22 protein-coding genes, 1 tRNA gene and 2 pseudogenes are annotated in these 22,764 nt (G+C 66.7%); 9 read left to right on the top strand and 16 right to left on the bottom strand.

Annotated elements, in window-relative coordinates; genetic code table 11:
* The first annotated feature begins 89 nt into the window (after positions 1–89).
* The 3 genes from FOC40_RS02175 (at position 90) to FOC40_RS02165 (ending at position 1,474) form a co-directional block, all read left to right on the top strand.
* On the top strand, positions 90–536 hold the full coding sequence (locus tag FOC40_RS02175; RefSeq protein ID WP_004565557.1) for a phage holin family protein: 447 nt from the start codon (positions 90–92) through the stop codon (positions 534–536).
* Complete coding sequence (locus FOC40_RS02170; protein WP_004565558.1) at positions 533–961, top strand: DUF3618 domain-containing protein; 429 nt, start codon at positions 533–535, stop codon at positions 959–961. Before FOC40_RS02175 ends, FOC40_RS02170 begins: the two co-directional genes overlap by 4 nt.
* A gap of 234 nt (positions 962–1,195) precedes the next feature.
* Positions 1,196–1,474, top strand: coding sequence for a DUF3073 domain-containing protein (locus tag FOC40_RS02165; protein ID WP_003790993.1), 279 nt, complete (start codon positions 1,196–1,198; stop codon positions 1,472–1,474).
* A 284-nt stretch (positions 1,475–1,758) separates the two neighbouring features.
* Here the strand turns inward: FOC40_RS02165 and purM are convergent, their stop codons facing one another.
* Entirely contained in the window at positions 1,759–2,919 is a 1,161-nt protein-coding gene (purM, locus tag FOC40_RS02160) for a phosphoribosylformylglycinamidine cyclo-ligase (protein WP_004565559.1), read from the bottom strand.
* Between the two features lie 99 nt (positions 2,920–3,018).
* The gene (gene purF / locus FOC40_RS02155; protein WP_039929661.1) at positions 3,019–4,590 is read right to left on the bottom strand and encodes an amidophosphoribosyltransferase; all 1,572 of its coding nucleotides are present in this window, start codon (positions 4,588–4,590) and stop codon (positions 3,019–3,021) included.
* A gap of 176 nt (positions 4,591–4,766) precedes the next feature.
* Here purF and FOC40_RS02150 point away from each other — a divergent pair, with 176 nt between their 5' ends.
* Positions 4,767–7,274, top strand: coding sequence for a (Fe-S)-binding protein (locus tag FOC40_RS02150; RefSeq protein WP_155844106.1), 2,508 nt, complete (start codon positions 4,767–4,769; stop codon positions 7,272–7,274).
* A gap of 68 nt (positions 7,275–7,342) precedes the next feature.
* Here the strand turns inward: FOC40_RS02150 and FOC40_RS02145 are convergent, their stop codons facing one another.
* From FOC40_RS02145 to FOC40_RS02125, 5 genes are all read right to left on the bottom strand, one after another.
* Complete coding sequence (locus tag FOC40_RS02145) at positions 7,343–7,555, bottom strand: TOBE domain-containing protein (protein WP_004565611.1); 213 nt, start codon at positions 7,553–7,555, stop codon at positions 7,343–7,345.
* Between the two features lie 76 nt (positions 7,556–7,631).
* Positions 7,632–9,197: a hypothetical protein gene (locus FOC40_RS02140; protein WP_039929665.1), complete on the bottom strand. Its 1,566-nt coding sequence runs from the start codon at positions 9,195–9,197 to the stop codon at positions 7,632–7,634.
* Between the two features lie 48 nt (positions 9,198–9,245).
* Positions 9,246–9,827: a dCTP deaminase gene (dcd, locus tag FOC40_RS02135; RefSeq protein ID WP_003791007.1), complete on the bottom strand. Its 582-nt coding sequence runs from the start codon at positions 9,825–9,827 to the stop codon at positions 9,246–9,248.
* 46 nt (positions 9,828–9,873) lie between these two features.
* Positions 9,874–10,434 carry a TM2 domain-containing protein gene (locus FOC40_RS02130; protein WP_004565613.1) on the bottom strand — a complete coding sequence of 187 codons (561 nt, stop codon included), beginning with the start codon at positions 10,432–10,434 and terminating at the stop codon, positions 9,874–9,876.
* Positions 10,435–10,649: 215 nt separating this feature from the next.
* A complete protein-coding gene (locus FOC40_RS02125; protein WP_004565614.1) occupies positions 10,650–10,964 on the bottom strand; it encodes an NINE protein in 315 nt (104 codons plus the stop codon).
* 253 nt (positions 10,965–11,217) lie between these two features.
* Here FOC40_RS02125 and FOC40_RS02120 point away from each other — a divergent pair, with 253 nt between their 5' ends.
* A complete protein-coding gene (locus FOC40_RS02120) occupies positions 11,218–12,054 on the top strand; it encodes an A/G-specific adenine glycosylase (RefSeq protein WP_004565616.1) in 837 nt (278 codons plus the stop codon).
* Between the two features lie 77 nt (positions 12,055–12,131).
* Here the strand turns inward: FOC40_RS02120 and FOC40_RS02115 are convergent, their stop codons facing one another.
* From FOC40_RS02115 to FOC40_RS02105, 3 genes are read right to left on the bottom strand one after another with little or no spacing between them, the layout of a single operon-like run.
* A complete protein-coding gene (locus FOC40_RS02115; RefSeq protein WP_004565617.1) occupies positions 12,132–13,463 on the bottom strand; it encodes an ABC transporter permease in 1,332 nt (443 codons plus the stop codon).
* A complete protein-coding gene (locus FOC40_RS02110; RefSeq protein ID WP_004565618.1) occupies positions 13,460–14,221 on the bottom strand; it encodes an ABC transporter ATP-binding protein in 762 nt (253 codons plus the stop codon). The genes FOC40_RS02115 and FOC40_RS02110 overlap by 4 nt, the downstream gene beginning before the upstream one ends.
* Positions 14,218–15,294 carry an efflux RND transporter periplasmic adaptor subunit gene (locus FOC40_RS02105; RefSeq protein ID WP_004565619.1) on the bottom strand — a complete coding sequence of 359 codons (1,077 nt, stop codon included), beginning with the start codon at positions 15,292–15,294 and terminating at the stop codon, positions 14,218–14,220. The genes FOC40_RS02110 and FOC40_RS02105 overlap by 4 nt, the downstream gene beginning before the upstream one ends.
* Before the next feature lie 163 nt (positions 15,295–15,457).
* On the opposite strand from FOC40_RS02105, the gene FOC40_RS02100 reads away from it, so the two are divergent.
* Positions 15,458–16,012, top strand: a complete 555-nt coding sequence (locus tag FOC40_RS02100; protein WP_004565620.1) for a GNAT family N-acetyltransferase — start codon at positions 15,458–15,460, stop codon at positions 16,010–16,012.
* Positions 16,013–16,073: 61 nt separating this feature from the next.
* Here the strand turns inward: FOC40_RS02100 and trxA are convergent, their stop codons facing one another.
* The 3 genes from trxA to FOC40_RS02085 form a co-directional block, all read right to left on the bottom strand.
* Positions 16,074–16,451, bottom strand: coding sequence for a thioredoxin (gene trxA / locus FOC40_RS02095; protein WP_004565621.1), 378 nt, complete (start codon positions 16,449–16,451; stop codon positions 16,074–16,076).
* Positions 16,452–16,545: 94 nt separating this feature from the next.
* Positions 16,546–17,184 (bottom strand): TetR/AcrR family transcriptional regulator, encoded by a 639-nt coding sequence (locus tag FOC40_RS02090; protein WP_004565622.1) that lies wholly within the window; start codon positions 17,182–17,184, stop codon positions 16,546–16,548.
* 143 nt (positions 17,185–17,327) lie between these two features.
* Positions 17,328–17,747, bottom strand: a complete 420-nt coding sequence (locus FOC40_RS02085) for a (deoxy)nucleoside triphosphate pyrophosphohydrolase (RefSeq protein WP_004565623.1) — start codon at positions 17,745–17,747, stop codon at positions 17,328–17,330.
* Positions 17,748–17,999: 252 nt separating this feature from the next.
* On the opposite strand from FOC40_RS02085, the gene FOC40_RS02080 reads away from it, so the two are divergent.
* Positions 18,000–18,073: transfer RNA gene (locus FOC40_RS02080), tRNA-Gly, on the top strand.
* Positions 18,074–18,193: 120 nt separating this feature from the next.
* A complete protein-coding gene (locus FOC40_RS02075; RefSeq protein WP_131240572.1) occupies positions 18,194–18,511 on the top strand; it encodes a hypothetical protein in 318 nt (105 codons plus the stop codon).
* 1,386 nt (positions 18,512–19,897) lie between these two features.
* Here the strand turns inward: FOC40_RS02075 and FOC40_RS02065 are convergent.
* A pseudogene (locus FOC40_RS02065) lies at positions 19,898–20,689 on the bottom strand (phage portal protein); the annotation flags it as partial.
* 44 nt (positions 20,690–20,733) lie between these two features.
* Here FOC40_RS02065 and FOC40_RS02060 point away from each other — a divergent pair.
* Complete coding sequence (locus tag FOC40_RS02060; RefSeq protein ID WP_004565628.1) at positions 20,734–21,114, top strand: EXLDI protein; 381 nt, start codon at positions 20,734–20,736, stop codon at positions 21,112–21,114.
* Positions 21,115–21,119: 5 nt separating this feature from the next.
* Here FOC40_RS02060 and FOC40_RS10815 read toward each other — a convergent pair.
* Both FOC40_RS10815 and FOC40_RS02050 read right to left on the bottom strand, forming a co-directional pair.
* Positions 21,120–21,269, bottom strand: a pseudogene (locus tag FOC40_RS10815) (terminase); the annotation flags it as partial.
* A gap of 320 nt (positions 21,270–21,589) precedes the next feature.
* Positions 21,590–22,636: an aspartate-semialdehyde dehydrogenase gene (locus FOC40_RS02050; RefSeq protein ID WP_004565630.1), complete on the bottom strand. Its 1,047-nt coding sequence runs from the start codon at positions 22,634–22,636 to the stop codon at positions 21,590–21,592.
* Positions 22,637–22,764 lie beyond the last annotated feature (128 nt).

The raw sequence follows: 22,764 nt of genomic DNA, 5'->3' as shown, positions 1-22,764 counted from the left end.
AACGGTCACTGCGAGCCGCCATTCTTCGTGAGACACTAGGCGTATCAGGCGAGGCATCGCCTCGTTCACCCGTACGCGCAGGAGCATCCATGACTCAGCCCACCCCTCAGCCCGGGCAGTACCCGCCCGCTGCCCCCGCACCCGCCGCCGGCGAGGCGCGTCCCAGCATCGGCGCCCTCTTCGCGTCGGTCACCGGCCAGATCTCCAGCATCATCCGCGACGAGGTCGAGCTGAATAAGGCGAAGCTGCGCGCCTTCGCGTCCAAGAGCGGTAAGGGCATCGGCCTTCTCGTGGCCGCCGCGGTCTTCGCGCTCTACCTGCTGGGCTGGGTCTTCCACACGATCGAGGTCGCCCTCAAACTCGTCGTCCCCGCGTGGGCGGCGTCGCTGATCGTCGTCGGCATCCTCCTCCTGATCGTGCTGATCCTGGCTCTCGTGGGCGTCAGCTCCCTGAAGAGCGCGCAGGCCCACCGCCCCGACCCGGCCGCGTCGGTCGCCGCCACCAAGGAAGCCATCGAGAAGGGACTGGGCAAGTGAGCACCAACCTCGATACGCGTAACGTGACCGTCGGCGAGGCCGCACCCGCCGAGCCGCGCACAGAAGCCCAGATCACCGCCGACCTCGAGCGTCAGCGCGCCGAACTGGCCGCCACGATCGACCAGCTGTACGCGCGCGTGCAGCCCGCAGCCCTCGCCCAGGAGGCGAAGGAAGAGGCCAGCGCCCGCTTCGCGTCCTTCAAGGAGTCCGCGTCGCTGACCCTGCAGGACGCCGCCGGCGGTAACGCCGAGGCCCTCAAGAAGATCGGCGTCGTCGCCCTGTCCGCAGTCGGCGCTATCGGCGTGATCGTCCTGCTGGCGACCCGCTCGTCGCGTCGTTCCCGTCGCGAGGCCCGCCGCGCTGCCCGTGAGGCCGCCGCGCATACGCTTCAGGCTCTCAAGTCCGACGTGACCGAGGCCCTGTAAGCACCAACTGACGCGAACCGGCGTAACTCCGGCCACACTGGCCGAGGGTTGCGCCGGTTCTATTTCCCCGGTTTCGTGGGCATCCGCGCCCCTTCACCCGCTCCGCTGAGCGCGCAAAACCCAATCCAAGGTGAGGTCAAGGCCCGTCATTAGCTATGATGGTCCCACGAAACATTTTGAACACCCAGGGAACCGCTTCACGCGGACCCGAACGACGCGGAGGGGGTCGACGCCATGGGGCGCGGCCGTCAAAAGGCTAAGCAGATGAAAGTCGCTCGGAAGCTGAAGTATTTCAGCCCCGACACCGACCTAAACGCACTTCAGCGCGAGCTGGCGGATGAGGACTCGTACCTGGCACACGTGCCGGCGGACGAGCCCGAAGAGGACGATGCGATCGACGACGACCTCTACTCGAAATACGCCGACTTCGCCGAGATGCCCGCGGAAGAAGACGACATCGATCCGGAACAGCTCGATGAGTCCTTCTGGACGGGTGGATCCTCCACTAAGTAACGGCTCAGCCACACGGCGGACCGAGAACCGGTCCGCCGCTTTGGCGTACCCGAAACACTATTTCTGACGCACGCGCACGCTCGGGCCCGCACGCGCCACCCCGCACACCCGCACCCACTCGCACGCCCGCACCCACTCGCACACCCGCACCCACTCGCACGCCCGCAGAAGGGCACCCGCACGACAAGGGGCCGAGGCCCGCAGGCCTCGACCCCTCTCACGCACTCAGAGCAGGCGCACCGCTCAGCGAAGCTCAGCTCAGCTCAGCTCAAGCCACGTAACGCTCAGCCGACGCGGTATTCGCCGTGCAGCAGCACGGCGCCCGCCTGGACGCCCTTCGTACCGGAGATGAGGCGCACGCCGGAGGAATCCGCGCCGAGGTCCGAAACCGACCCGAAGCCAGCCACGGTTCCGTCGGCGCCGGCCGACGTGACGGAGCCCAGGACCCACGCGGCCACCCCGGACTCATTGATCGCGGAGAGGACCTCGGAGGCCACGGAGGCCGAGACGACGGCGACCATGCCGACGCCCAGATTCAGGGAGTCCTCCATTCCGACCCAGGTGACATCGCCGCCGCGGCGCACCCAGTCGAACACGGCGGGGATGGTCCACGTGGAGCGGTCGACGGTGGCGATGGCGCCCTGGGGCAGGACGCGCGACAGGTTCGCGGCCAGGCCGCCGCCGGTCACGTGCGAGTAGGCGTGGATACCGCCGACGCCGAAGCGCTCGACCAGGTCGAGGCACGGGCGCGTGTACAGGCGCGTGGGCTCGAGGAGCTCCTCGCCGAGGGTGCGGCCGAACTCGGCCACGTGGGACTCCAGCGAGGCGCCGACGCGGGAGACGACGGAGCGCACCAGCGAGTAGCCGTTGGAGTGCAGGCCGGAGGAGGCCATGGCGATGACGACGTCGCCGTCGGCCACGCGCTCGGGGCCCAGCAGCTTGGAGGCGTCCACGACGCCGGTCGCGGCGCCCGCGATGTCGTAGTCGTCGGGTTCCATGACGCCCGGGTGCTCGGCGGTCTCGCCGCCGATGAGGGGCGTGCCCGTGGCCTCGCAGGCGCGCGCGATGCCGGTGACGATGGAGGCGATGCGCTCGGGGACGACGTGCCCGCAAGCGATGTAGTCGGTCATGAGGACGGGGCGCGCGCCGATCACGACGATGTCGTCGACGACCATGCCGACCAGGTCCTGGCCGATCGTGTCGTGCACGTCCATGGCCTGCGCGATCGCTATCTTCGTGCCCACGCCGTCCGTGGAGGTCGCGAGCAGCGGCTTCTGCATGCCCAGCAGCGCCGACGCGTCAACCATGCCGGCAAATCCGCCGGTCGCGCCCAGGACGGTGGAGTCGTGGGTGGCGGCGACGGCACTCTTCATCAGCTCGACGGCACGGTCGCCCGCAGCGGTGTCGACGCCAGCGGTCGCGTAGTCCAGGGGGATGTCGGTCATGGGTGGTGCCTTTCGCGGATGGCGCTCGACGAGGCCGTGTCTGGGTGGTCGGGTTGAGAACAACGCCCGCGGCGCCGGGTGGCGTCGCGGGCGTGGAGGTTAGCAGGGGGTGGCATCGGGGGTTCCGGGCACGGGGGTCCCGGCGGGGATCGTCTCAGGGTATTCGCCGGTGAAGCAGCCGATGCACAGGGACGTGCCCTGTCCGGTGGCACCAACCATGCCGTAGATCGACAGGTAGGCCAGCGAGTCGGCGCCGATGGATTCGCGGACCTGTTCGACGCTCATGGACGAGGCGATGAGCTCGGCGCGCGTCGGGAAATCGATACCGAAGAAGCACGGCCACAGCACCGGCGGGGACGAGATGCGGATGTGCACCTCGGCGGCCCCGGCCTCGCGCAGCATCTTGACGAGCGCGCGCTGCGTGTTGCCGCGAACGATCGAGTCGTCGATGACGACCAGGCGCTTGCCTTCGATGACCTCACGCAGCGGGTTGAGCTTGAGGCGGATGCCCAGCTGGCGCAGGGACTGCGTGGGCTGGATGAAGGTTCGGCCCACGTACGCGTTCTTCACGAGGCCCTGGGCGAAGGGAATCCCGGACTCCTGCGCGTAGCCGATCGCGGCCGGCGTACCCGAGTCGGGCGTGGGGATCACCAGATCCGCCTCAATGGGGTTTTCGCGCGCCAGCGCGGCACCCATCTCGTGGCGCGCGGCGACGATCCGGCGCCCGCCGATCGTCGTGTCGGGGCGGGCCAGGTACACGTACTCGAAGACGCAGGTGTTGGAGCGGCGCACGGCGAAGCGGCGCGAGTGCACGCCCGACGCGTCGATCGAGATGAGCTCGCCGGGCTCGACCTCGCGCACGAAGGTCGCGCCACACAGGTCCAGGGCAGCAGTCTCGGAGGCGACGACCCAGCCGGAGGCCAGGCGGCCCAGCACGAGCGGGCGGTAGCCGTGCGGGTCGCGCGCGGCGTACAGCGTGTTCTCGTCCATGAAGACCAGGGAGAACGCGCCCTTGATGCGCGGCAGGACCTTCAGGGCGGCGCCGACGAGGGGTGCGGGCTCAAGGTCCTCAGCAAGCGACGAGGCCGGGGCGGCCTCGTCCCCATCGGTCTCGGACGGAGTCACGGACGGGGACGCGATGAAGGGGGTCGGCCCCGGGATACGGTCGGCCATACCCAGCAGCGCGGTCACGAGAGAGGTGTCGGTGGAGGCGCCGCGTTCGAAGTCCTCGCCGTCATCGGCGATCTCGACGGCCAGCTCGCGCAGCTCGGCCGTGTTGGTGAGGTTGCCGTTGTGGGCCAGGGCGAGCGTGCCCGTGGGGGTGGGGCCCAGCGTCGGCTGGGCGTTGCGCCACACGTCCGCGCCGGTCGTCGCGTAGCGGACGTGTCCCAGGGCGATGTGGCCGCGCAGGCCCTGGAGGGACTGCTCGGAGAACACCTGCGAGACGAGGCCCTGATCCTTGTACACGAGGATCTGCTTGCCATTCGACGTCGCAATACCGGCGCTCTGTTGGCCGCGGTGTTGCAAGGCGTAGAGGGAGAAGTAGGTCAGGCGGGAAACGTCCTCACCCGGGGCCCATACTCCGAAGACCCCGCAGTGATCGTGCGGGTGATCGTCTCCGAAGAGTTCCTGGTCGGACAGTGTCGTGTCTGGCTGCGAGACGGGAAGCACGCTCTCACTCTCCCACACTTTTCCCCAGACCGTGGCATGTATCCACGTTGTGGCGCACACACGCAGGCCCCGCAAACATGACGCGCAGCGCGTAATTGCGCACGCTTTGCGGGGCAGAACCGTTCTCTCCAGTGTCGAGATGACACAATGGAGTGCAGCAATCTTGAGGAGGAAACGTGGCCAATCCGACGCTGAGCGCCATCATGTGGGGACTCGCCCTGCTAGTGAGCGCTGTGGCCGTCCTGTCGTTCGCACGAGGCCTGACACACATGTGGCGCACGGTCTCGGCGGGCACGCCCGACCCGGGGCGCCTAGGTCCCGTCGGCAAACGCCTCTGGGGCGTCGTCTCCGCAGCCCTCACGCACCGCGAGTTCAAGGGCCGCCCCTGGATCAAGGCCGCCCACTGGCTGGTCATGGTGTCCTTCCCGATCCTCTTCCTCACCCTGATCACAGGCTACGCACAGCTGCGCGTCCAGACCTTCACGCTGCCCCTCCTCGGCCACTTCGCGCCGTGGGAGTGGCTCACCGAGGTCTTCGCCTGGGGCGGCCTGGCAGGCATCATCGCCCTGATGGTCGTGCGCCAGCGCGCCGGGCGCGGCACGGCCGCCGAGGCGGCCCTCTCGAACGACGACCCCGACGCCGCTGCTGCCGCGGCCGACCCGGAAGGCACCCCGCCCTCGTCCCTGGCCAAGCCCCACCCGCGTGACTCCTCCCCGCGCGGCCTGGCCTCCCGCTTCCTGGGCTCGACCCGCTGGCAGGCGCTCTTCGTCGAGTGGGTCATCCTCATCGTGTGCGCGTGTGTCGTGGCCCTGCGCGGCCTCGAATACGCGCTGTTCAGCGCCACCCCGGGCCTCGAGGCCCACGCGACCGTCCTGCACTTCCCCCTCACCGGCTGGCTGGGCGCGCTCTTCGCGGCCGCTGTCTCCTCCTCGGCCGCCTCGCTGGCCAACGCGATCGTGCTGGTCAGCGCCCTCAAGGTCCTCACCTCCATGACCTGGCTGACGGTCGTCGGCATCCAGACGGGCATGGGCGTCGCCTGGCACCGCTTCGTCGCGATCCTCAACCTGTACACGCGTCGCAACGCGGACGGCACGAAGTCCCTGGGACCAGCCGACCACATGCTCATTGACGGCAAGCCCGTGACCAGCGAGGACGACTTCGACGACCTCCCCGAGGACACGGTCCTCGGCGTGGGCACGATCGACGACTTCTCGTGGAAGGCCCGCCTGGACCTGTACTCGTGCACCGAGTGCGGCCGCTGCCAGGAGCTGTGCCCCGCGTGGAACACGCAGAAGCCTCTCTCCCCGAAGCTGCTCATCATGGGCCTGCGGGACCACATGGAGTCCGCCTCTAACGTGCAGATCGTCGAGCAGGAAGAGGGCCACCAGAAGCTCGAGGATGGGGAGGTCCTCCTCGACAAGGGCGTGCCGGCCTCGCCGCACTCTTTCGACCTGGTGTCCGCTCTGTCCCTGTCGGGCGCGACCGGTCCCGAGGGCGTCTCCGCGGTCACCGCTCCCCTGGTCCCCGAGGTCGTCTCCGAAGAGGTCCTGTGGGACTGCACGAACTGCGGCGCCTGCGTCGAGCAGTGCCCCGTCGACATCGAGCACATCGACCACATCCTTGACCTGCGCCGCCACCAGGTCCTCATGGAGGGCGCGTTCCCCCGCGAGCTGGGCCGCGCGTTCCGCGGCATGGAATCCAAGGCGAACCCCTACAACCAGGCGGCCCGCAAGCGCATGGACTGGGCGAAGAAGCTGGACTTCGACATCCCCGTCGTCGGCGAGGACATCGAGGACGCCTCCGAGGTTGACTACCTGTTCTGGGTGGGCTGCGCGGGCGCCTACGATGACACGGCGAAGAAGACCAGCGCGGCCGTCGCCGAGCTGCTGCACACGGCGGGCGTGTCCTTCGCGGTCCTCGGATCGGGCGAGTCCTGCACGGGCGACCCGGCCCGCCGCGCCGGAAACGAGGCCCTCTTCCAGATGCTGGCCGCCCAGGCGATCGACACGCTCAAGGAAGCCAAGCCTCAGAAGATCGTCGTGTCCTGCGCGCACTGCTTCAACACGATCGCCGGCGAGTACCCGGAGCTGGGCGGCTCCTTCGACGTCGTCCACCACACGCAGCTCCTCAACCGCCTGGTGCGCGACGGCCTCCTCACGCCGGTGGCCCCCACCGCCTCGCCTGCCTCCGCGGGCACGGACTCCACGGACGAGGCCGGGGCACAGTCCGCGGACAGCGCTCCCTCGGTCGGCGCGCCCCTGAAGGTCACCTACCACGACGCGTGCTTCCTGGGACGCCACAACCGCGTCTACGAGCCGCCGCGCGAGCTCGTGGGCTCCCTGCCGAACGTGGAGCTCGTCGAGATGCCGCGCAACCGCGACCGCGCGATGTGCTGCGGCGCGGGCGGCGCGCACGCCTGGTTCGAGGAGACGCGCGGGACCCGGATCGCGGACGCCCGCATCGTCGAGGCCGCCTCCACGGGCGCGGACGTCGTCGCGACGGCCTGCCCCTTCTGCTCCCAGATGCTCGGCTCCGCCTCGGGCACGTCCGCCGGCTTCGTCTCCTCCGACGCCGACCAGGGCGGCGCGAACAACGACGCCGCCACAGCCTCGTCGGGTGGGAAGCTCCCAGAGGTGCGGGACGTAGCCGTCATGCTGCTTGAGTCCGTCAAGCGCGGCCAGTAACGCACGCACACAGACAAGAGGGTGGCCCCGCAGGAAAACCTGCGGGGCCACCCTTTAACGAAAGAAAATCAGTCCTCGACGCCGACGATGACGTTGGAGGCCTTGATGACGGCGACAGCCTTGGAGCCGACGGTCAGGCCAAGTTCTTCGATGGCGGCGTTCGTGATCGACGAAGAGATGACCAGGCCGGGGGCGACCTCGATCTTGACGATGCCGTTCACGGCGCCCTGAGAGACCTCAACGACGGTGCCGGGGAGCTGGTTGCGTGCAGAGAGCTTCATGGCGTGTCCTTTCCTTCGTGTGGATATGAAAACACATTCACCTTAGCGGGTGACACCCCCACCGTCTACGGATGGCCTATTCCCCGTCCTCAGGGGAGATTTCCTCAAGGCCGACGAGGAAGCCGTCCTCGTCGATGACGTTGCCGCCCACCAGGGTCGCGATCATGCCGGCGGCCTTCTCCACGTCCTGGGTCGAGCGCAGGCGCTCGAGGCGAGCGGTGCGGCTTATCGCGCCAACGCCGGGCGTCGGCGCGGAGGTGGGCAGCCAGCGGACCTGGTATTCGATGATGGCTCCGGCCGTCCACGGCTCCCAGCGCAGGACGCGCGGCGGCGTGGGCACGGCGTGGACCTCGATCATCATGTCCGAGCGATGGCCGATCGGACTCATGAGGGCGTAGCCGTCGACGACCTGCGGCTTGTCGCGCTGTGCCTCGTGCTCCTCGCGGGCCTTGGCGATCTTGGAGGCGATGTCCTTGCGCACCGGGCCCAGCTCGGCCTTCAGCTTCTCGATCTGGGCGATCTGCGCGGGGGTCAGCGGGACGGGCTTGGGGGCCTCGGGCGTGATGTCACGCGCATCCTTCATCTGCTCGAAACCGGCGCGCTCACGCATCGCGGAGAGCAGATCCTCGGGGTTGATCCAGCGCGGCGAGTACACCGTCAGGTTCACGGCCGAGTCGGCGTCGGGGACCATGACGTAGCCGCTGCCCGCGATGCGCAGTCCGCCCGCGAGGCGGCGGGCCATGCGGCGCAGCGCCTCGAGCACGCGGTACTCCAGGCCCGTGGGCAGGCCGTCGGGGAACGCCTTGTCCCACTCGCCCATGACGCCGTTGTTGTGCTGGCGGGCGGGCGCCTGCGGGCAGTGCAGGACCCACGCGTTGGACAGCGAGGCCGGGGTGCCCAGCGCCGCGCGCGTCGGCTGGTCGAGGGTCCACGGGCCTTCCAGCTCGGCGTCGGAGGAGAGGCGCAGGCGTCCCGGGGCGATCCATCCGGCCTCGTCCCACATGGAAATCGCGAGGGCCTCGAGCTCGGCGGGATCAACCGCGTCGGAGACAAGGAACAGGTGATGCTCGCGCGCAACGTCCAAGTCGAGGACGCCGGCGGGTTCGCTCACCTCGATGGCGGCGGCGATCGGGATGGTGGCCTCAGCGCTCGTGACTTCACCGTCGGCCGCGATCTGGAAGGCAGCGTCCGTCGAGGTCATCGTCGTCAGGCCGACGTTCGTCTGGGTGAGCGGGTTGTCCGTCACGCTCATCGGCGTCGGGTCCGCGAACGAATGGGGGGCCGAGGCCATGCGCTCCTTGAGGGAACGCCTCACCGGCGCGGCCTGAGGGGCCTCGTCCCTGTTGGTGACCTGCTCACGCGGCGTCATACCGGGCAGAGCAACGCCCTGAATGACGCCCGTGCGCGTCTGACTGGGAGCCACCGGTGGGATGCCGGCCTCAACCTCGTGACCGGCGCTTCGCTGCGGCGCGACCTGCACCTGAGGAACACCCATGACCGGCGTCGGCTCAGGTGGCTCCGGCGGGGGCGGTGCCTGCAAGTCAGCCGGCTCGGGAGCGGGAGGCTCCGGCAGGTCGGCGGAATCCGGTGCTGGCGGATAGCTCGCCTCGCGGGCCGCACGCTCGGCACGCTCGGCGCGCATGCGTTCAAGCCGGGAGGGCGTTGGAGGAGGAAGAGCCGACATCGGGTATCACCGTTCGATGCGGGTGCGCGTAAAGCGCTCGTGGGTGCGCGAGGGAGTCGGCCCGCGCTGGCCCTGGTAATGAGAGCCGAGGCCGCTAGAACCGTAGGGGTGCTCAGCCGGGGAGGACAGGTCGAAGAAGCACAGCTGCCCGATCTTCATGCCGGGGTAGAGCAGGATCGGCATCGTCGCCGTGTTCGACAGCTCCAGAGTCACGTGGCCCGAGAAGCCGGGGTCAATAAAGCCCGCCGTCGAGTGGGTGAGCAGGCCGAGGCGGCCAAGGGAGGACTTGCCCTCAAGGCGCGCGGCAATGTCGTTGCCGAGGGTCACCAGCTCGTAGGTGGCGCCCAGGACGAACTCGCCGGGGTGCAGCACGAAGGGCTGATCGGGGCCCACGTCGACCTGATGAGTGAGGTCCGACTGGTCCGCCGCCGGGTCGATCACCGGGTAGCGGTGGTTATCGAAGAGCCGGAACAGGCGATCCAGGCGCACGTCGATACTGGCCGGCTGGACCAGGTCCCGGTCGAGCGGGTCGAGCTGGATACGTCCAGAATCCAGAGAGGCCTTGATGTCGCGGTCACTGAGCAGCATGACTCGATTGTCGCATACTCAGCGCCGCGACAACAGCCTCAGGGGATCACTGCAGGGGCTGGCCCTGAGCGTCGTATGCGTACGAGCCTGAGCGAGCGATGATCATGATGAACTCAATGAACGCCCAGATGGCGGCGATAGGCGCACCAATCATGGTGATCGTCAGAATCAGCTGAATGATGCCCTTGGTGGTGTAACCAAGGTAGAAGTTGTGGATACCCAGGGCACCCAGGAAGAACGCCAGGAGCAGCGCGACGATCCACTGCTTGGGAGCACCAGCGGCGAAGGGCTGACCGTAGGCGGGCTGACCGTAGGCGGGCTGGCCGTAAGCCTGCTGACCGGCTGCATAGGCAGCCTGCTCGTAGCCGGGCTGACCGTAGGCTTCCGCACCGTAGGCACCCTGGGCGTTCGCATCTGGGCCGGGGACACCGTAGCCCTGCTGGGCGTAGGGGTCGGCCGCGGGCGCGTCGTACGCAGTGCCGTAGGTCGTCGCGCCGGGGGTCGCCGTGGCCTCGTCGTAGCCGGGGGTCGAGGCCTGGGGGAAGGCGGGAGCCTCAGCGGCGTCCTCGGGCTGGAAGGGGGTGGCCTGCGGATCGGGCGTCGTCATGGGAAAGCCTTTCGATAGACGTGGGGGCCGAAATGGCCGTACCGGTACAGGGTAGCGTGCGGTCGGCACTTGGCGATACCCAGTCCATCCCCGATACCCCCCTGATCAATCCCGGAGAACACCACCCGGTCGGAGAAAAGGTGCGGGGCCCGGCATAATGCCGGGCCCCGCGCTCGAGGTTACTCACGCGCACCCACTGTGCGCATGAACACAACTCAGACGGTAGGAACGCCGCTGGCGTCCTTCTCGTAGATCCACTTGCCCATGAAGGTCAGGACGGCCATGGCGAGCAGAGCGACCCACCACACGTAGTTGAGCAGGCCGATAAGGGTCGAGATGAAGCCGAGATCCAGGAAGCCCAGCACGATGAACGCGATGGAGATGACGAGCTTGTAGATGCCGTACTGGGTGTAGCCGAGGAAGAACTCACCGGCGCCGAGGGCGCCGAGGAACAGGTTGAGCAGGCCGGCGACGATACGGGACTTGCCCTGCGCAGGCTGATTGAAGACGGGCTGCTGAGGAGCGGACATAGTGCCTCCTATGCGTTGATGGGAGCCCATAAGGGCATTTTTGAAAGCATGGTAAGACTAGCGGAACCTTCTGATTTTGTACAATATCCATCCGTTATTATGGAGCAGATCACAGCATAATTCCTTTCGTTCATCACGATGAAGTTTTGTTCCATAGACTGACTGAGTGTTCATAAATCCATCGGCGGAGGCCACACGAGCACTCCACTGCGACCTGCCCCATTGGTTCGCGACGCACAAGCGCGACCTACCAATGCGCGCAGCCGACGTCTCTGACTGGGGGACCCTCGTCTTTGAGATCATGAGCCAGCAGACACCCATCGCGCGCGTCCAGCCGATCTGGCTCGAATGGATGGAACGCTGGCCCACGCCGGCGGACGTGGCGGCCGCTTCCTCCGCCGACATCATCGTTGCCTGGGCAAACCTCGGATACCCTTCCCGCGCCCTGCGTCTCAAGGCCTGCGCAGCCGCGATCGTTGAGAAGCACGGCGGCGAGGTCCCCCTCTCCCTCAAGGAGCTGACGCTCCTGCCGGGCGTCGGCACCTACACCGCATCCGCGCTGCTCGCTTTCCGCCACGGAATCCGAGTGCCGGTCCTAGACACGAACGTGCGTCGCGTGCTGGTCAGATTTCTGGACGGCCGGGAGTTTCCTCCCCATACCACGCCCTCGAAAGCGGAAACGATGCGGGCCGACGCAATGTTGCCCGAAGATGGGCACAAAGCGGCCGAGGTCAGTTTGTCTCTCATGGAATTCGGGGCCCTGGTCTGCTCGCAGCTCAGTCCCTCCTGCGACGAATGCACGATCCACGACAACTGCGCGTGGGCCGCCGCCGGATTCCCCAAGGACGAGAAGCGTCCCACGCCCCAGCCCTACGCGGGCACCGACCGCCAGGCGCGCGGACGCATCATGAAGGCACTGCGCACCGCCCACTTCGAGGGCACCGACGGCCTCACCAAACGCAAAGTCCTCGACGCCGCCCACATCGATGGGGGCGACCGCTACCAGCCCACCCGCGTCTACCGGGCACTCCTGAAGGAAGGCATGATCGTCTACAACGAGGACACCAAGCGCGTCACGCTCCCCCGCTAACACTCATAGGACGGGGCCGGGGCACCCCATGCCCACCGCGCGCGGACCCGGGAGGCACCCACGACCTCGTCAGTGAATCAGTAGCGGATCGCGTCGATCGGCTTGATGCGCACGGCCGCGAGTGCCGGGATGATGCCGCACAGGGCGCCGATGCTCGTGGAGATGGCGACGCCGGCGATGGCGGCGCCGGCGGGGAAGGCCGGGGTGTCGCTCAGGGTGATGCCGAGCGCCTCCAGGGGCAGGAATCGGACGACGACGACCGCGATACCCACGCCAATGACGCCCGCGACGAAGGTGGCGACGACCGACTCCATGAAGACGGCGAAGAAGACACGCGCCGCGGAGGCACCGACGGCGCGGCGGATGCCGATCTCGCGCACACGCTGGCGCACGGTCACGATCGCGACGTTGAGCAGGCCCAGGGCACCCAGGAACACAATGATGCCGCCGATCACCATGATGACGTTGGAGATCGTGCCGAGCTGTTCCTCGCCGATATCCTCATGCTCACCGCCGGAGATGGAGACCTTCCACCCCTCGCCGAGGATCGAGGCCAGGGCGCGCGGCAGGGTCTCGCGAGCCTGGTCGGCATTCTCGGTGCCCACCCACGCAATCATGGCAGGGGAGTTCATCTGCGGGAAGGAGACGCGCGCCGCGTCGTAATGCGCGAACACGGTCGGCATGTCGAAGGAGCTCTTCGACTTGGTGACACCGACGACGCGCATCGCGATGCCGTCGCTCGTATGCAGGACGATCGGCACCTGATCGATAGGGGCGCGCCCCAGCTGATCCCAGAGAGTCTGCGAAATGACGACAGGAATCAGGCGCTGGTCGGCATCACTGCTCTCGACCCAGCGTCCCGCAAGCATGCGGGTGCGGTAGATGACCGCATAGGAGGGGTCCACGCCCTGGAACGCGACGCCGTCAACCATGTCGCCGATCTTCGTCAGGGGATAGCCGCGGAATTGTCCGCTGGAGCGGGCCTGTCGAGTCTCGACGATATCCCCACCACCACTGGAAAAACGCGACCAGTAGTGAATGTCCGCGCGCTCGGCCAGGGTGCCCATGGCCTCACCGAGCGTGTCCTTCTCGTCGGGACGCTTCGCGGTCTGCGCGCCAGTGGCCGCGGCGGGATCAGAGGCGTCCTGGTACGAGCCGTTCGCTGACGGCCCCTCCAAGGAGGCCGAGGAGCTTTCGGGGGTTAGGCGCAGGGTAACGGAGCGACCCTCGTACAGTTCCGCCAATTCGCGCGAGGACTGCAGGAGCAGGTCACCGAGCGCGATAACGATCGTCATGGCGGCCACAGCCGCGACCACGCCTACGAGGGAGAGGACGACGCGCGCCTTCTGTACTTTGACCTCGCCCCAGGCCTCGATGAGAGCGCCCAGGATCTGACTGACAGCGTTCACTGCTCACCCTCCTGCCCAGCCACAGCCTCGTCACCCGAGTGCCCGGCCTCCGCGCGTTGGGTGAGCGCGGAGGGATCCTCGACCTCGTGCAGCGTGCCGTCGTAGAGCTCGTAGGCGCGCTGCGCCCGCACTGCCACGGCCATGTCGTGCGTGATAACGATGAGGGCAGCGTTGGACTCGCGGGCGACCTCCTCGAGGAGGGCCATGACGACGCCGCCTGTGTCCGGGTCGAGGGCACCCGTCGGCTCGTCGGCGAGGATGACGCGCGGGCGGCGCACGAGGGCGCGCGCGATCGCGATGCGCTGCTGCTCGCCGCCACTCATCTCTCCCGGGTAGGAGTCTGCGCGCTCACCCAGGCCCACGCGCTCGAGCATGTCGACGGCGATCGAACGCCGACGCAGCAGCTGCGGGCCGGGTGCGTACAGGAGGGGAACCTCGACGTTTTCGGCGGCCGTGCGCGCCGAAAAGATGTTGAACTGCTGGAACACGAAGCCGAAATCTTCTCCGCGCATCCGCGCGCGGCGCCCCTCCCCCAGGCGCGTCGTGTCCACGCCGTCCAGCTCGTACGTGCCCGAAGTGGGGGCGTCCAGGAGACCGATGATGTTGAGCATCGTGGACTTGCCCGTGCCCGAGCGGCCCACGATGGAGACGTGCTCGCCCTGGGCGACGTCCAGGTTGACGCCGCGCAGAATGTGCAAGTCGTCCCCGTCAGGCAGGGTCACCGTGCGGATGACATCCCGCAGGCACACGAGACTCATTGCGTGCCCGCCGAGTCGCCCGAGCCCCCGGCCATGCCGGAGTCCATGCCGCCATAGGGGCCGGTCTGACCGTCCTGGTTGTCCTTGTTCGAGGTCGGGGTGAACTCAAGGATCTCCTCGCCCTCCGTGAGCCCTTCCTTCACCTCGACCATCTTTCCGTCCGTGATCCCCAGGGTCACCGCACGCTTTTCAGGCTTGGAGGGGTCGGAGGTCGGCAGGTAGACGGTGCCGGACTGGTAGCGTCCCTCGACCGCGGAGATCGGCACCGCGAGGACGCCCGTCGCCGAGCCGGCCGTCATCTCGAGGGTCACCTGCAGGCCAGCGAACACCGTCTGATCGGAAGGGATCGCGCAGCGAGCCTTCAGGTCCGTCGAGGACGAGGCCCCGTTATCGGACCCAGCGTTCGACTTCGGGTCCTGCGCCTTGCCGGTCGGGCTCACCAGCTTGACACCCGTGCACTCGAAGGGTGCGGGGCCGTTCTTAATGGTGACGGTCGCGGTCGACGGGGCATCCTGGAGGCGGTACATCTGGTCCGCGCTCAGGGAGGCGACCGCAGAGAAGGTCGCGGGGGCGACAGTCGCGACCGTGTCGCCGATCGCGAACTGCTGGCCGACCAGCACGCCCGTCGACACCGTGCCGTCACCGGGGGACACGACGGTCTCGAACTTGTAGGTCGGCTCCGCGGTCTCGACGCTCACGTTGCCTTCCTCGTCGGTGACCTGGCGGGTCTCGCCGGGGAAGTCCTTGCGGATCTGGACGATGGCGTCACCCTTGGCAATCTTGTCGCCGTCGTTGACGAATGTGCGCACGACGTTGCCGTCCAAGGTCGCGCGCGCCACTACCGGCTCATCGGCCTGGATCGTCCCCGTCACGCTCACTGTATTCGTGATGTCCGCGCGGCCCACCTCGATCGTCATCTGCCCGAAGTTACCGCCCGGGTCCATCCCGTCGCTGCCCTCATCCTCTTGAACGGCGGGGAAGAACGCGAACTTCACCAAGGCCACCGCGATGACTACCCACGCGAGAACCTTGACAATGTCGAGCACCTGGGCGGTGCGGGTCTTGTGTGCCACGTGCGTCTCCTTTGATGAACGGCGTCACTCGATTGTAAGGTGCGCCTCATTCATGCAGCAACGCTACCCCCGTCCTTTCAGGGTTTTCTCAGGTTCTGTCCCGCCGGCTGGGCGCCGCGCCCCCTCGCCCCTACGATGGGTAACAAACCGACGAAAGGCAGCCATGATCCGCCGCGCCACCCCCGCAGACGCCGAGGCACTCTCCACCCTCTCGCGCACCTGCTTCACGCAGACCTTCGGGCACCTCTACGATCCCGGTGACCTGGAGGCCTTCCTCGACGAGGCCTACTCCCCCACCGTCCTGCGCGCCGAACTCGAGGACCCACACCGGGCGACGTGGCTCCTCTTCGACGATCCGAGCGACGAAGCCCCGGCCTCGTCGGCGCCCCAAGCCCCGATCGGCTACGTGACCGCATGCCCCGCGCACCTACCCCACCCCGAGGTCGCGCCCGGCGACGGGGAAATTCAGCGCCTCTACATCCTGCAGGGACACCAGGGCGGCGGCCGCGGGACAGCTCTGCTCACCACAGCGCTTGAGTGGCTCGAACGCGACGGTCCGCGCACCCTGTGGATCGGCGTGTGGAGCGAAAACTACGGGGCACAACGCTTCTACGCGCGCCACGGATTTGAGATCGTCGGCGACTACTCGTTCATGGTGGGAGACCACGCCGACTACGAACTGATCACCCGCCGACCGGCGCATCTCCCAAGCGAATGAACCGCTACCACAAACGAAAAGGCCCCGAAGCAACGCGCCTCGGGGCCTTTTCACGAGCTCATCACTCGGCAGATTCTTCAGCCTCAATCTCGGCGATCTGCTTGCGAACCTCATCCATGTCGAGGTTCTGCACCTGGGAAATCAGGTCCTCGAGCGCGGACAGCGGCAGAGCGCCAGACTGACGGAACACGACGATGCCGTCGCGGAAGACCATCAGGGTCGGGATCGAGGTGATCTGAGCGGCCATCGCCATCTGCTGCTGATCATCCGTATCGACCTTGCCGAACACGATGTCCGGGTACTTCTCGGAGGCCTCTTCGAAGATGGGGCCGAACTGACGGCACGGGCCGCACCAAGTCGCCCAGAAATCCACCAGGACGATACCGCCGGCGGAAACGGTCTGCTCGAAGTTCTCCTGTGTGAGGGTAACGGTAGCCATGTTTCTCCTATTATCGCCGGCACTGTCACCGGTCTGTTGGTCGGGGCAAAAGCCCCTGAGTGAACTATACGATTCAACGGGCGCGACGCGTCCTCTATTCCCCCAAAACGAGAGAGGAAGCGGTGACCTGATGCACATTCTCCTCTGAAGCGCCCAGGCCTCGCAAGATGAAGGTCTCAACCAACAATAGTGCAGACTCACGATGCGCCGGATCCTGAGGCAGACGCTGCCCCTGCAGCGTCGCATGAATCAGGTGCACCGCGCCCAGTGTGTTCTGCTCGACGATCAGCCCGCGCTCCATGGCCTCGTCGAGGATCCCAATGAGGAGCTCTCCGACGATCCCCGCGTGATCATGCAGATGCGAGGCGCCCTGGCCCGACATCTGACGACGCAGGCCCGTCCCGGCCTTGACGTGGTAGCGGCTAATCATCTGCAGGTGCGCGCGGATGTAGAGGCGCAGACGCATGAGCGGATCCGGCTCAGAGTCGAGACGTTCCGTCAGCACCCGCGCGAACTCTTCGGTCACCTGCCGCATGTAGGCCAGCAGGAGCACTTCCTTGTCCGCAAAATGGTTATAGACGGCCGTGCGACCAACGCCCGCACGCTCAGCGATCTGACTCATGGTGATCGACTCGAAGGCCTGCTCGGCCATCAACGACCCGAGCGCCTCAAACAGGCGCGTGCGAGTCAGCTCGCGGTGAGAGGCGAGGGACTCGCCAATAATCTTCGGCATGCGCTTATTCTGACATCTTGCCCCTATGTGTCGTCAAATGGGAGAGCGTGCGGAGTGAACTGCATGTTCACGCAACGACACTGCTCACGACGCGCACGTACACCCGTTGCCGGGTCCCACACCCCAAGCGCAACGCCGCACTGTCAGCGAGCGCAGCGGGCGACCACGGCCTCGACAATCGGCAGGTCGGCGACGATCCACGGAAGCGCAGCGAGGTCCGCGAGGGGCACCCACCTGGCCTCAAGGTGCGACGCACTCGCGCGCGGTGCGGGCGAGCCGGCCGCCACCTCGGCGAGCCATACGCCCATGATGCGCCCGCCCAGGATCGGCCACCACTGACCGCCCTCGGGGCACACGCGTTCGCCGATCGTCAGGCGGGCGCCAAGCTCCTCGGCGATCTCGCGCGTGAGGGCGGCTGTTGGGTCCTCACCTTCCTCAATCTTGCCGCCGGGCAGCTCGAACTGGCCGCGCAGCTCCTGCGGGTAGGCGCGTGAGCAGGCGAGCAGCATCGTGGGGTCGCTCAGGGAATCAACGATCGCGGCCGCCACCACGGGACGAGGCATGGGAACTCCAATCAGTCAGGCGAACCCAGTGTATCGGGCCTGGTAGCGTGCGGATGGGACAGAGGCTGAGTGCCGGGCGACGCCGCACCCACCCCCTCCCGACGCCGCACCCACCCCTCCCGACGCCGCCACCACGACTCGTCATCGCACCCTCCGCCCAGCACTCCCACGCCATGCCCAAGCAACGCAGGTTGCACTGTTATCCGGCGTGACGATATGATCGACAGGTCGATTCCTTCGGGACGATGAGTTGCGGGCGTAGTTCATCGGTAGAATGGAAGCTTCCCAAGCTTCAGAGGCGGGTTCGATTCCCGTCGCCCGCTCCACCCCGCCCAGCCGCGCGCCGGGCGGTTTTGTTATGCCTGTGCTGGGGATTTGCACTACATGAGGGTCCGACACACCGGCGACACGCTGTGCGACGGCTTCGTGTCGTACCCCCTGCCGGCATGAAGGGCGCACGTCAGCTACAAAACCTGGACGCGCCGTTTGGCGCGAAAAACTTCGCGCACAGGACGTACAAACATGGCGAGATTGAAACCAACAACACCACTGCTCGCTTCCCCGAGCTCACCAATGAAACCGCCAGCACCTTTGCAAGCCCTCAACAGCTGGAAAACCAGCATTTTCCCCGCGCAAAGGCGTCACCGGTTTCAAGCCAGCGCTCACACAAGGTCGCAAAGGCGTCACCAGTTTCACCACAGCGAAGCGATGCACTAGATACAGAACCAATGCACCAGATAGCGCAGCAGTGCACTGGCAACTAAGCAGTGCATCGCCCGCGCATGTAGTGCAATACCCCTGAGCAACAAGCTCAACCACGGAAAAAAGACCTCCCCAATTCCGCATGCAATTCCAATAATCAAGCCTCACACTATGAAACACCCGTGAAGGAATTGCATGCGAACTTACTGGGGCGGCGGGGCCAGACCCCCAGATAGTCGCACGTAATTCGATTGCCTGAGCTTTCAACAAAGCACCGAAACATTGGAATTCCAACAACATGAATTCATAGTTTGAAACAGTCGCAGGCAAATTACGTGCGAAATCAATGAGGCCGCGCCGGGGCCTGGCCGGGCGCGGGCGCGTGTTCAGGCCTGTGAGGCCCAGGCGGCGCATCGATGTGGTAACCGCCCGCACACCCACATCCACACCGCCGCGCATGAGAGCATGGCGGATGCGAGGAGCCCCATACGTGCCACCCGACACCTCGTGTTCCCAGGCCACCGCCTCATCCACACGCCTGCCCGCCAGCGCACGCTCACCCCGTGTAGGACGCTCGGTATTTCCACGCGTCATAGCCTGCGCGCGTGCCCCCTCAAACCTGAGCCATCACAGCGATCGAGGAGGAAGCCTTCTGCAAGTTCAGCAGTTCAAACCGCTGGTGTTGTGGTGATGCGACGCGAAGAAGGCGCTGGCTTTCCCACAAACTCATTCTCCTTCTCCAGCTCGCGCACCCGCCGACGCACAGCAGTGATCTCAGCTTCCATCTCGCGTGGATCAGGACGGCCCTCACGCACAGCCTGGCGCCGCACGCGCTCGAGTGTGACCCACCGGCCCACCACCGACTCCACCCAGCCCTCAATCCCGAGCCACAGACGCGATCGCAGACCCCGTATCCAACTCGAGAGTCGCAACATCACGACGATACCCCGGCGTCAAACGACGACGAGATCCCATACCAGGCACCCCACGCTCCGCAGGCACACACACCCGCTTTACGAAGAGTCAACAACACCAGCCAAAGCCCACAGGTAGGGTGAGACACCGCCCGAGGTCCTTGAAGACAGCGGGGGTACAAGTCCGCTCATCATCAAGGACCTCGACCTCAACCCGCAACCCCCGACCAACACCCACTCACCCACACTCAACTCTGAAGAGCCAGTTTTCTGGCTCCTCATAATTGAGGGTGTAGTTCGGGTTTGAATCCGCCGACACAACGTCGCCTCGCTGATACCCAGCACGCGGCAGGCCTGGGCCGTACTCATGCCCTCACCTCCCAACGCCTCGGCCTTCTCCAGCTTCACGACAATCTACTCAGGCGTGTGCTTCGAGAACTTCCTCATGGTCATCCATTCTGCCCGGCAACAAGCAGCCGGGACTACTCAGAACAACCCTCTCACAACAAACGGACCGAAAAACCCAGACCCCTCCACCGAGATGGGCGTGTACTTCATGCCCTCTTCCAGGACAGCGATTTTGTTGCCGTTCCTTGCCCCACCGAAAGTCTGGGTCCATGATTCGCGTACTCTGGCTGGGTCACTGATGACACCTGGGGGCTCCAAGACGCCTCCGGGTGCTGCACCGTTGGCGAAGAAGCTGCCCCCGTAGTCTTCGCAGGCTTGGGCCATGCTGATCGCGTTTGTCGCCATCGCAATCGGTGAGTACCCGACCAGTCCGTCGAAGCCGAGGCCTGGGATGTGCAGGACCTCAGACGATGACAGGACCACTCGCTCGTATTGGGCGTTGGGTGGTTCGTCTGTGGTGCGCTGATACTCGCAATACAGCCGGCCCGCGCTGTCGCGCCCCACGGCCATGCGGTTTGGCATGAGCGGATACAAGCCAATGACCTCGCCGCGCCCGTTGCGGATGACCTGGGCGTAGGCGTTGCCCCACAGCAGCAGGTAGGTCATGAGCGTTTCCCGGAACACGAAGCTCGTCATCTCCGGGTTGGGTTCGTCGTGCAGGAGCCGGTAGAGCGGATGGTCGGGGGCTTTCTCTTTCCCACCATCTGCACGCACCCGGTACACGTGCAACGGCAGGCCCCCGATCGCCTCGGCCAGAATCCACACACACGAGTACACCGCGGTCATCTGCATAGCGGAGCGCTCGGTCACCGCACGGCCGCTACTCGCGGGCCCGAACAGGAAGCTGTAGGATGAACCCAGGGTCTGGTCGGTGGCCTTGTGCGTAGCATTGTTTCGTATCCATGTATTCAGGCCCATAGGGTGCTCCTCGGAGAAATAAGCAGCAGTTAGCGAGGTACGACATGTCAGGCAGCACTGAATTCGAGGAAGTTCGTGTTGAAATCGAACGAGACGGAAAGCCTGTTGTCGTTGCCTTCCAAGGGCGCCGCTTGAGTCGCGTCGCATACGTGCGTGACGGTCGAGAAACCGTCTACCGTGCCTACGCCACCCCGAAAGACAAGATCGCGGTCACCAAGCGCTCCGCGGTGGCGTGGCAGGCAAGCGCTCACCTGAACGAAGAAACCTGGGCCGGCATCGCGAACGGCAATGAGTGGTGGCAGCCCACCTACGCACTCTTCGTCGCTGACACGTGGGAAGAACTCCGCACGCAGCTCGATGCCGAGATCGTCGCCAAGCTACAGGGCAAAGCCGAGCCCGTCCCGGTCGAACACCTCGACCTCTAGCCCGCTTACAGCACCAACATGCCGCGCGAGTCGTAGACGGATTCGTTGTGTTGTCCGCCGTTTCGGTTAGCTCGGTCGAGGGCCATGATGGTGGCGACGACTCCGTCGATTGTCTCGGTGGATTTGGCTCTATCGGGTTTGATGTTTCCGACAGGGCCCAGCAGCGGTGGCGGCAGGACCAGGCCAGGCTTCGAGACGGCGCACCGGGCCACACGCCAGCACGCCAGGTGCCGCCGGTGTGGAGGGCGCCGGAGGGACCTGCCGCAGTGCCGGTGGGCGGCGGCGGGGCCTGACCGGACAACGAGCCGACGCGCCGAGCGAAGCTCGCAGCGCGGACGGCTCGCGGGCGGGCCGCCGCCCACCGGCACACACAGCGGCCGGCTCTCCGGCACCCGGAACAGCAGCGACGCAACACGCAACGCAAACGCGCGGCAGCCCGCCGGGCCGCCGCGCGTTCACACAGTCAGTGGAACACTTAGCGCAGTCGCGCAGCCACCACCTCGGCGACCTGGACCGCATTCAGGGCAGCGCCCTTGCGCAGGTTGTCACCGGAGACAACCAGGACGAGGCCACGGTTGCCGTCGACGGCCTGGTCATGACGGATGCGGCCGACGAGGACCTCGTCGCGGCCGGCGGCCTCGAGCGGGGTCGGGACGTCGACGACGCGCACGCCGGGAGCCTGCGCCAGCAGGGCACGCGCCTGGTCGGGCGTGATGTCGCCGGCGAACTCCGCGTGGATGGTGAGGGTGTGGCCGGTGTAGACGGGGACGCGCACGCAGGTGCCGGACACGGCGAGGTCCGGGGCGTGCAGGATGCGGCGCGACTCGTTGCGCAGCTTCTGCTCCTCGTCGGTTTCCTCGGAGCCGTCGTCGACGATGGAGCCGGCGAGCGGCACGACGTCGAAGGCGATGGGCGCAACGTATACGCCGGGCTCGGGCAGGGTGACAGCGCGGCCGTCGAGGGCCAGGCCCGCGAGGTCCTGCTTGACGCCGGCCTCGATCTGGCTGGTCAGCTCGGCGACGCCGGCGCGGCCCGACCCGGAGACGGCCTGGTAGGAGGAGACGAAGAGGCGCTTGATGCCGCCGGCCGCCTCGACGAGGGGCTTGAGGACGGGCATGGCGGCCATGGTGGTGCAGTTGGGGTTCGCGATGATGCCCTTGGGGCGGTTGTCGACGTCGTCGGGGTTGACCTCGGACACGACGAGCGGAACCTCGGGGTCCTTGCGCCACGCGGAGGAGTTGTCGACGACGACCGCGCCGGCGGCCGCGAACTTGGGGGCGTACTCGCGCGAGGCGGTGGCGCCCGCGGAGAACACGCCAATGTCGATGCCGGAGTAGTCGGCCGTCGCGACGTCCTCGACGACGATGTCCTGGCCCTTGAAGGTCAGGGTCTGGCCCGCGGAGCGCGCGGACGAGAAGAATCGAATCGTCTCGACCGGGAAACCCCGCTCCTCCAGCAGGGTGCGCATGACTCGGCCGACCTGGCCGGTAGCGCCGACGACGGCGACATTGAATCCACTCATGGTGTTCTCCTTGTGTTGGTGCGCGCGCCCATACGACGGGGCGAACGCTGGGTGAAATCTATGGGGACGAGGCCGGGGCGCACTCTCGGGAGCGCCGGAACCGCGCGGATCAGCGGAACCGGCCCGGG

This window comes from Schaalia odontolytica (assembly GCF_009730335.1).
Classification (GTDB): domain Bacteria; phylum Actinomycetota; class Actinomycetes; order Actinomycetales; family Actinomycetaceae; genus Pauljensenia; species Pauljensenia dentiphila.
Note: the sequence above shows the minus strand (reverse complement) of the source record. Positions and strands in the feature narration are given on the sequence as shown.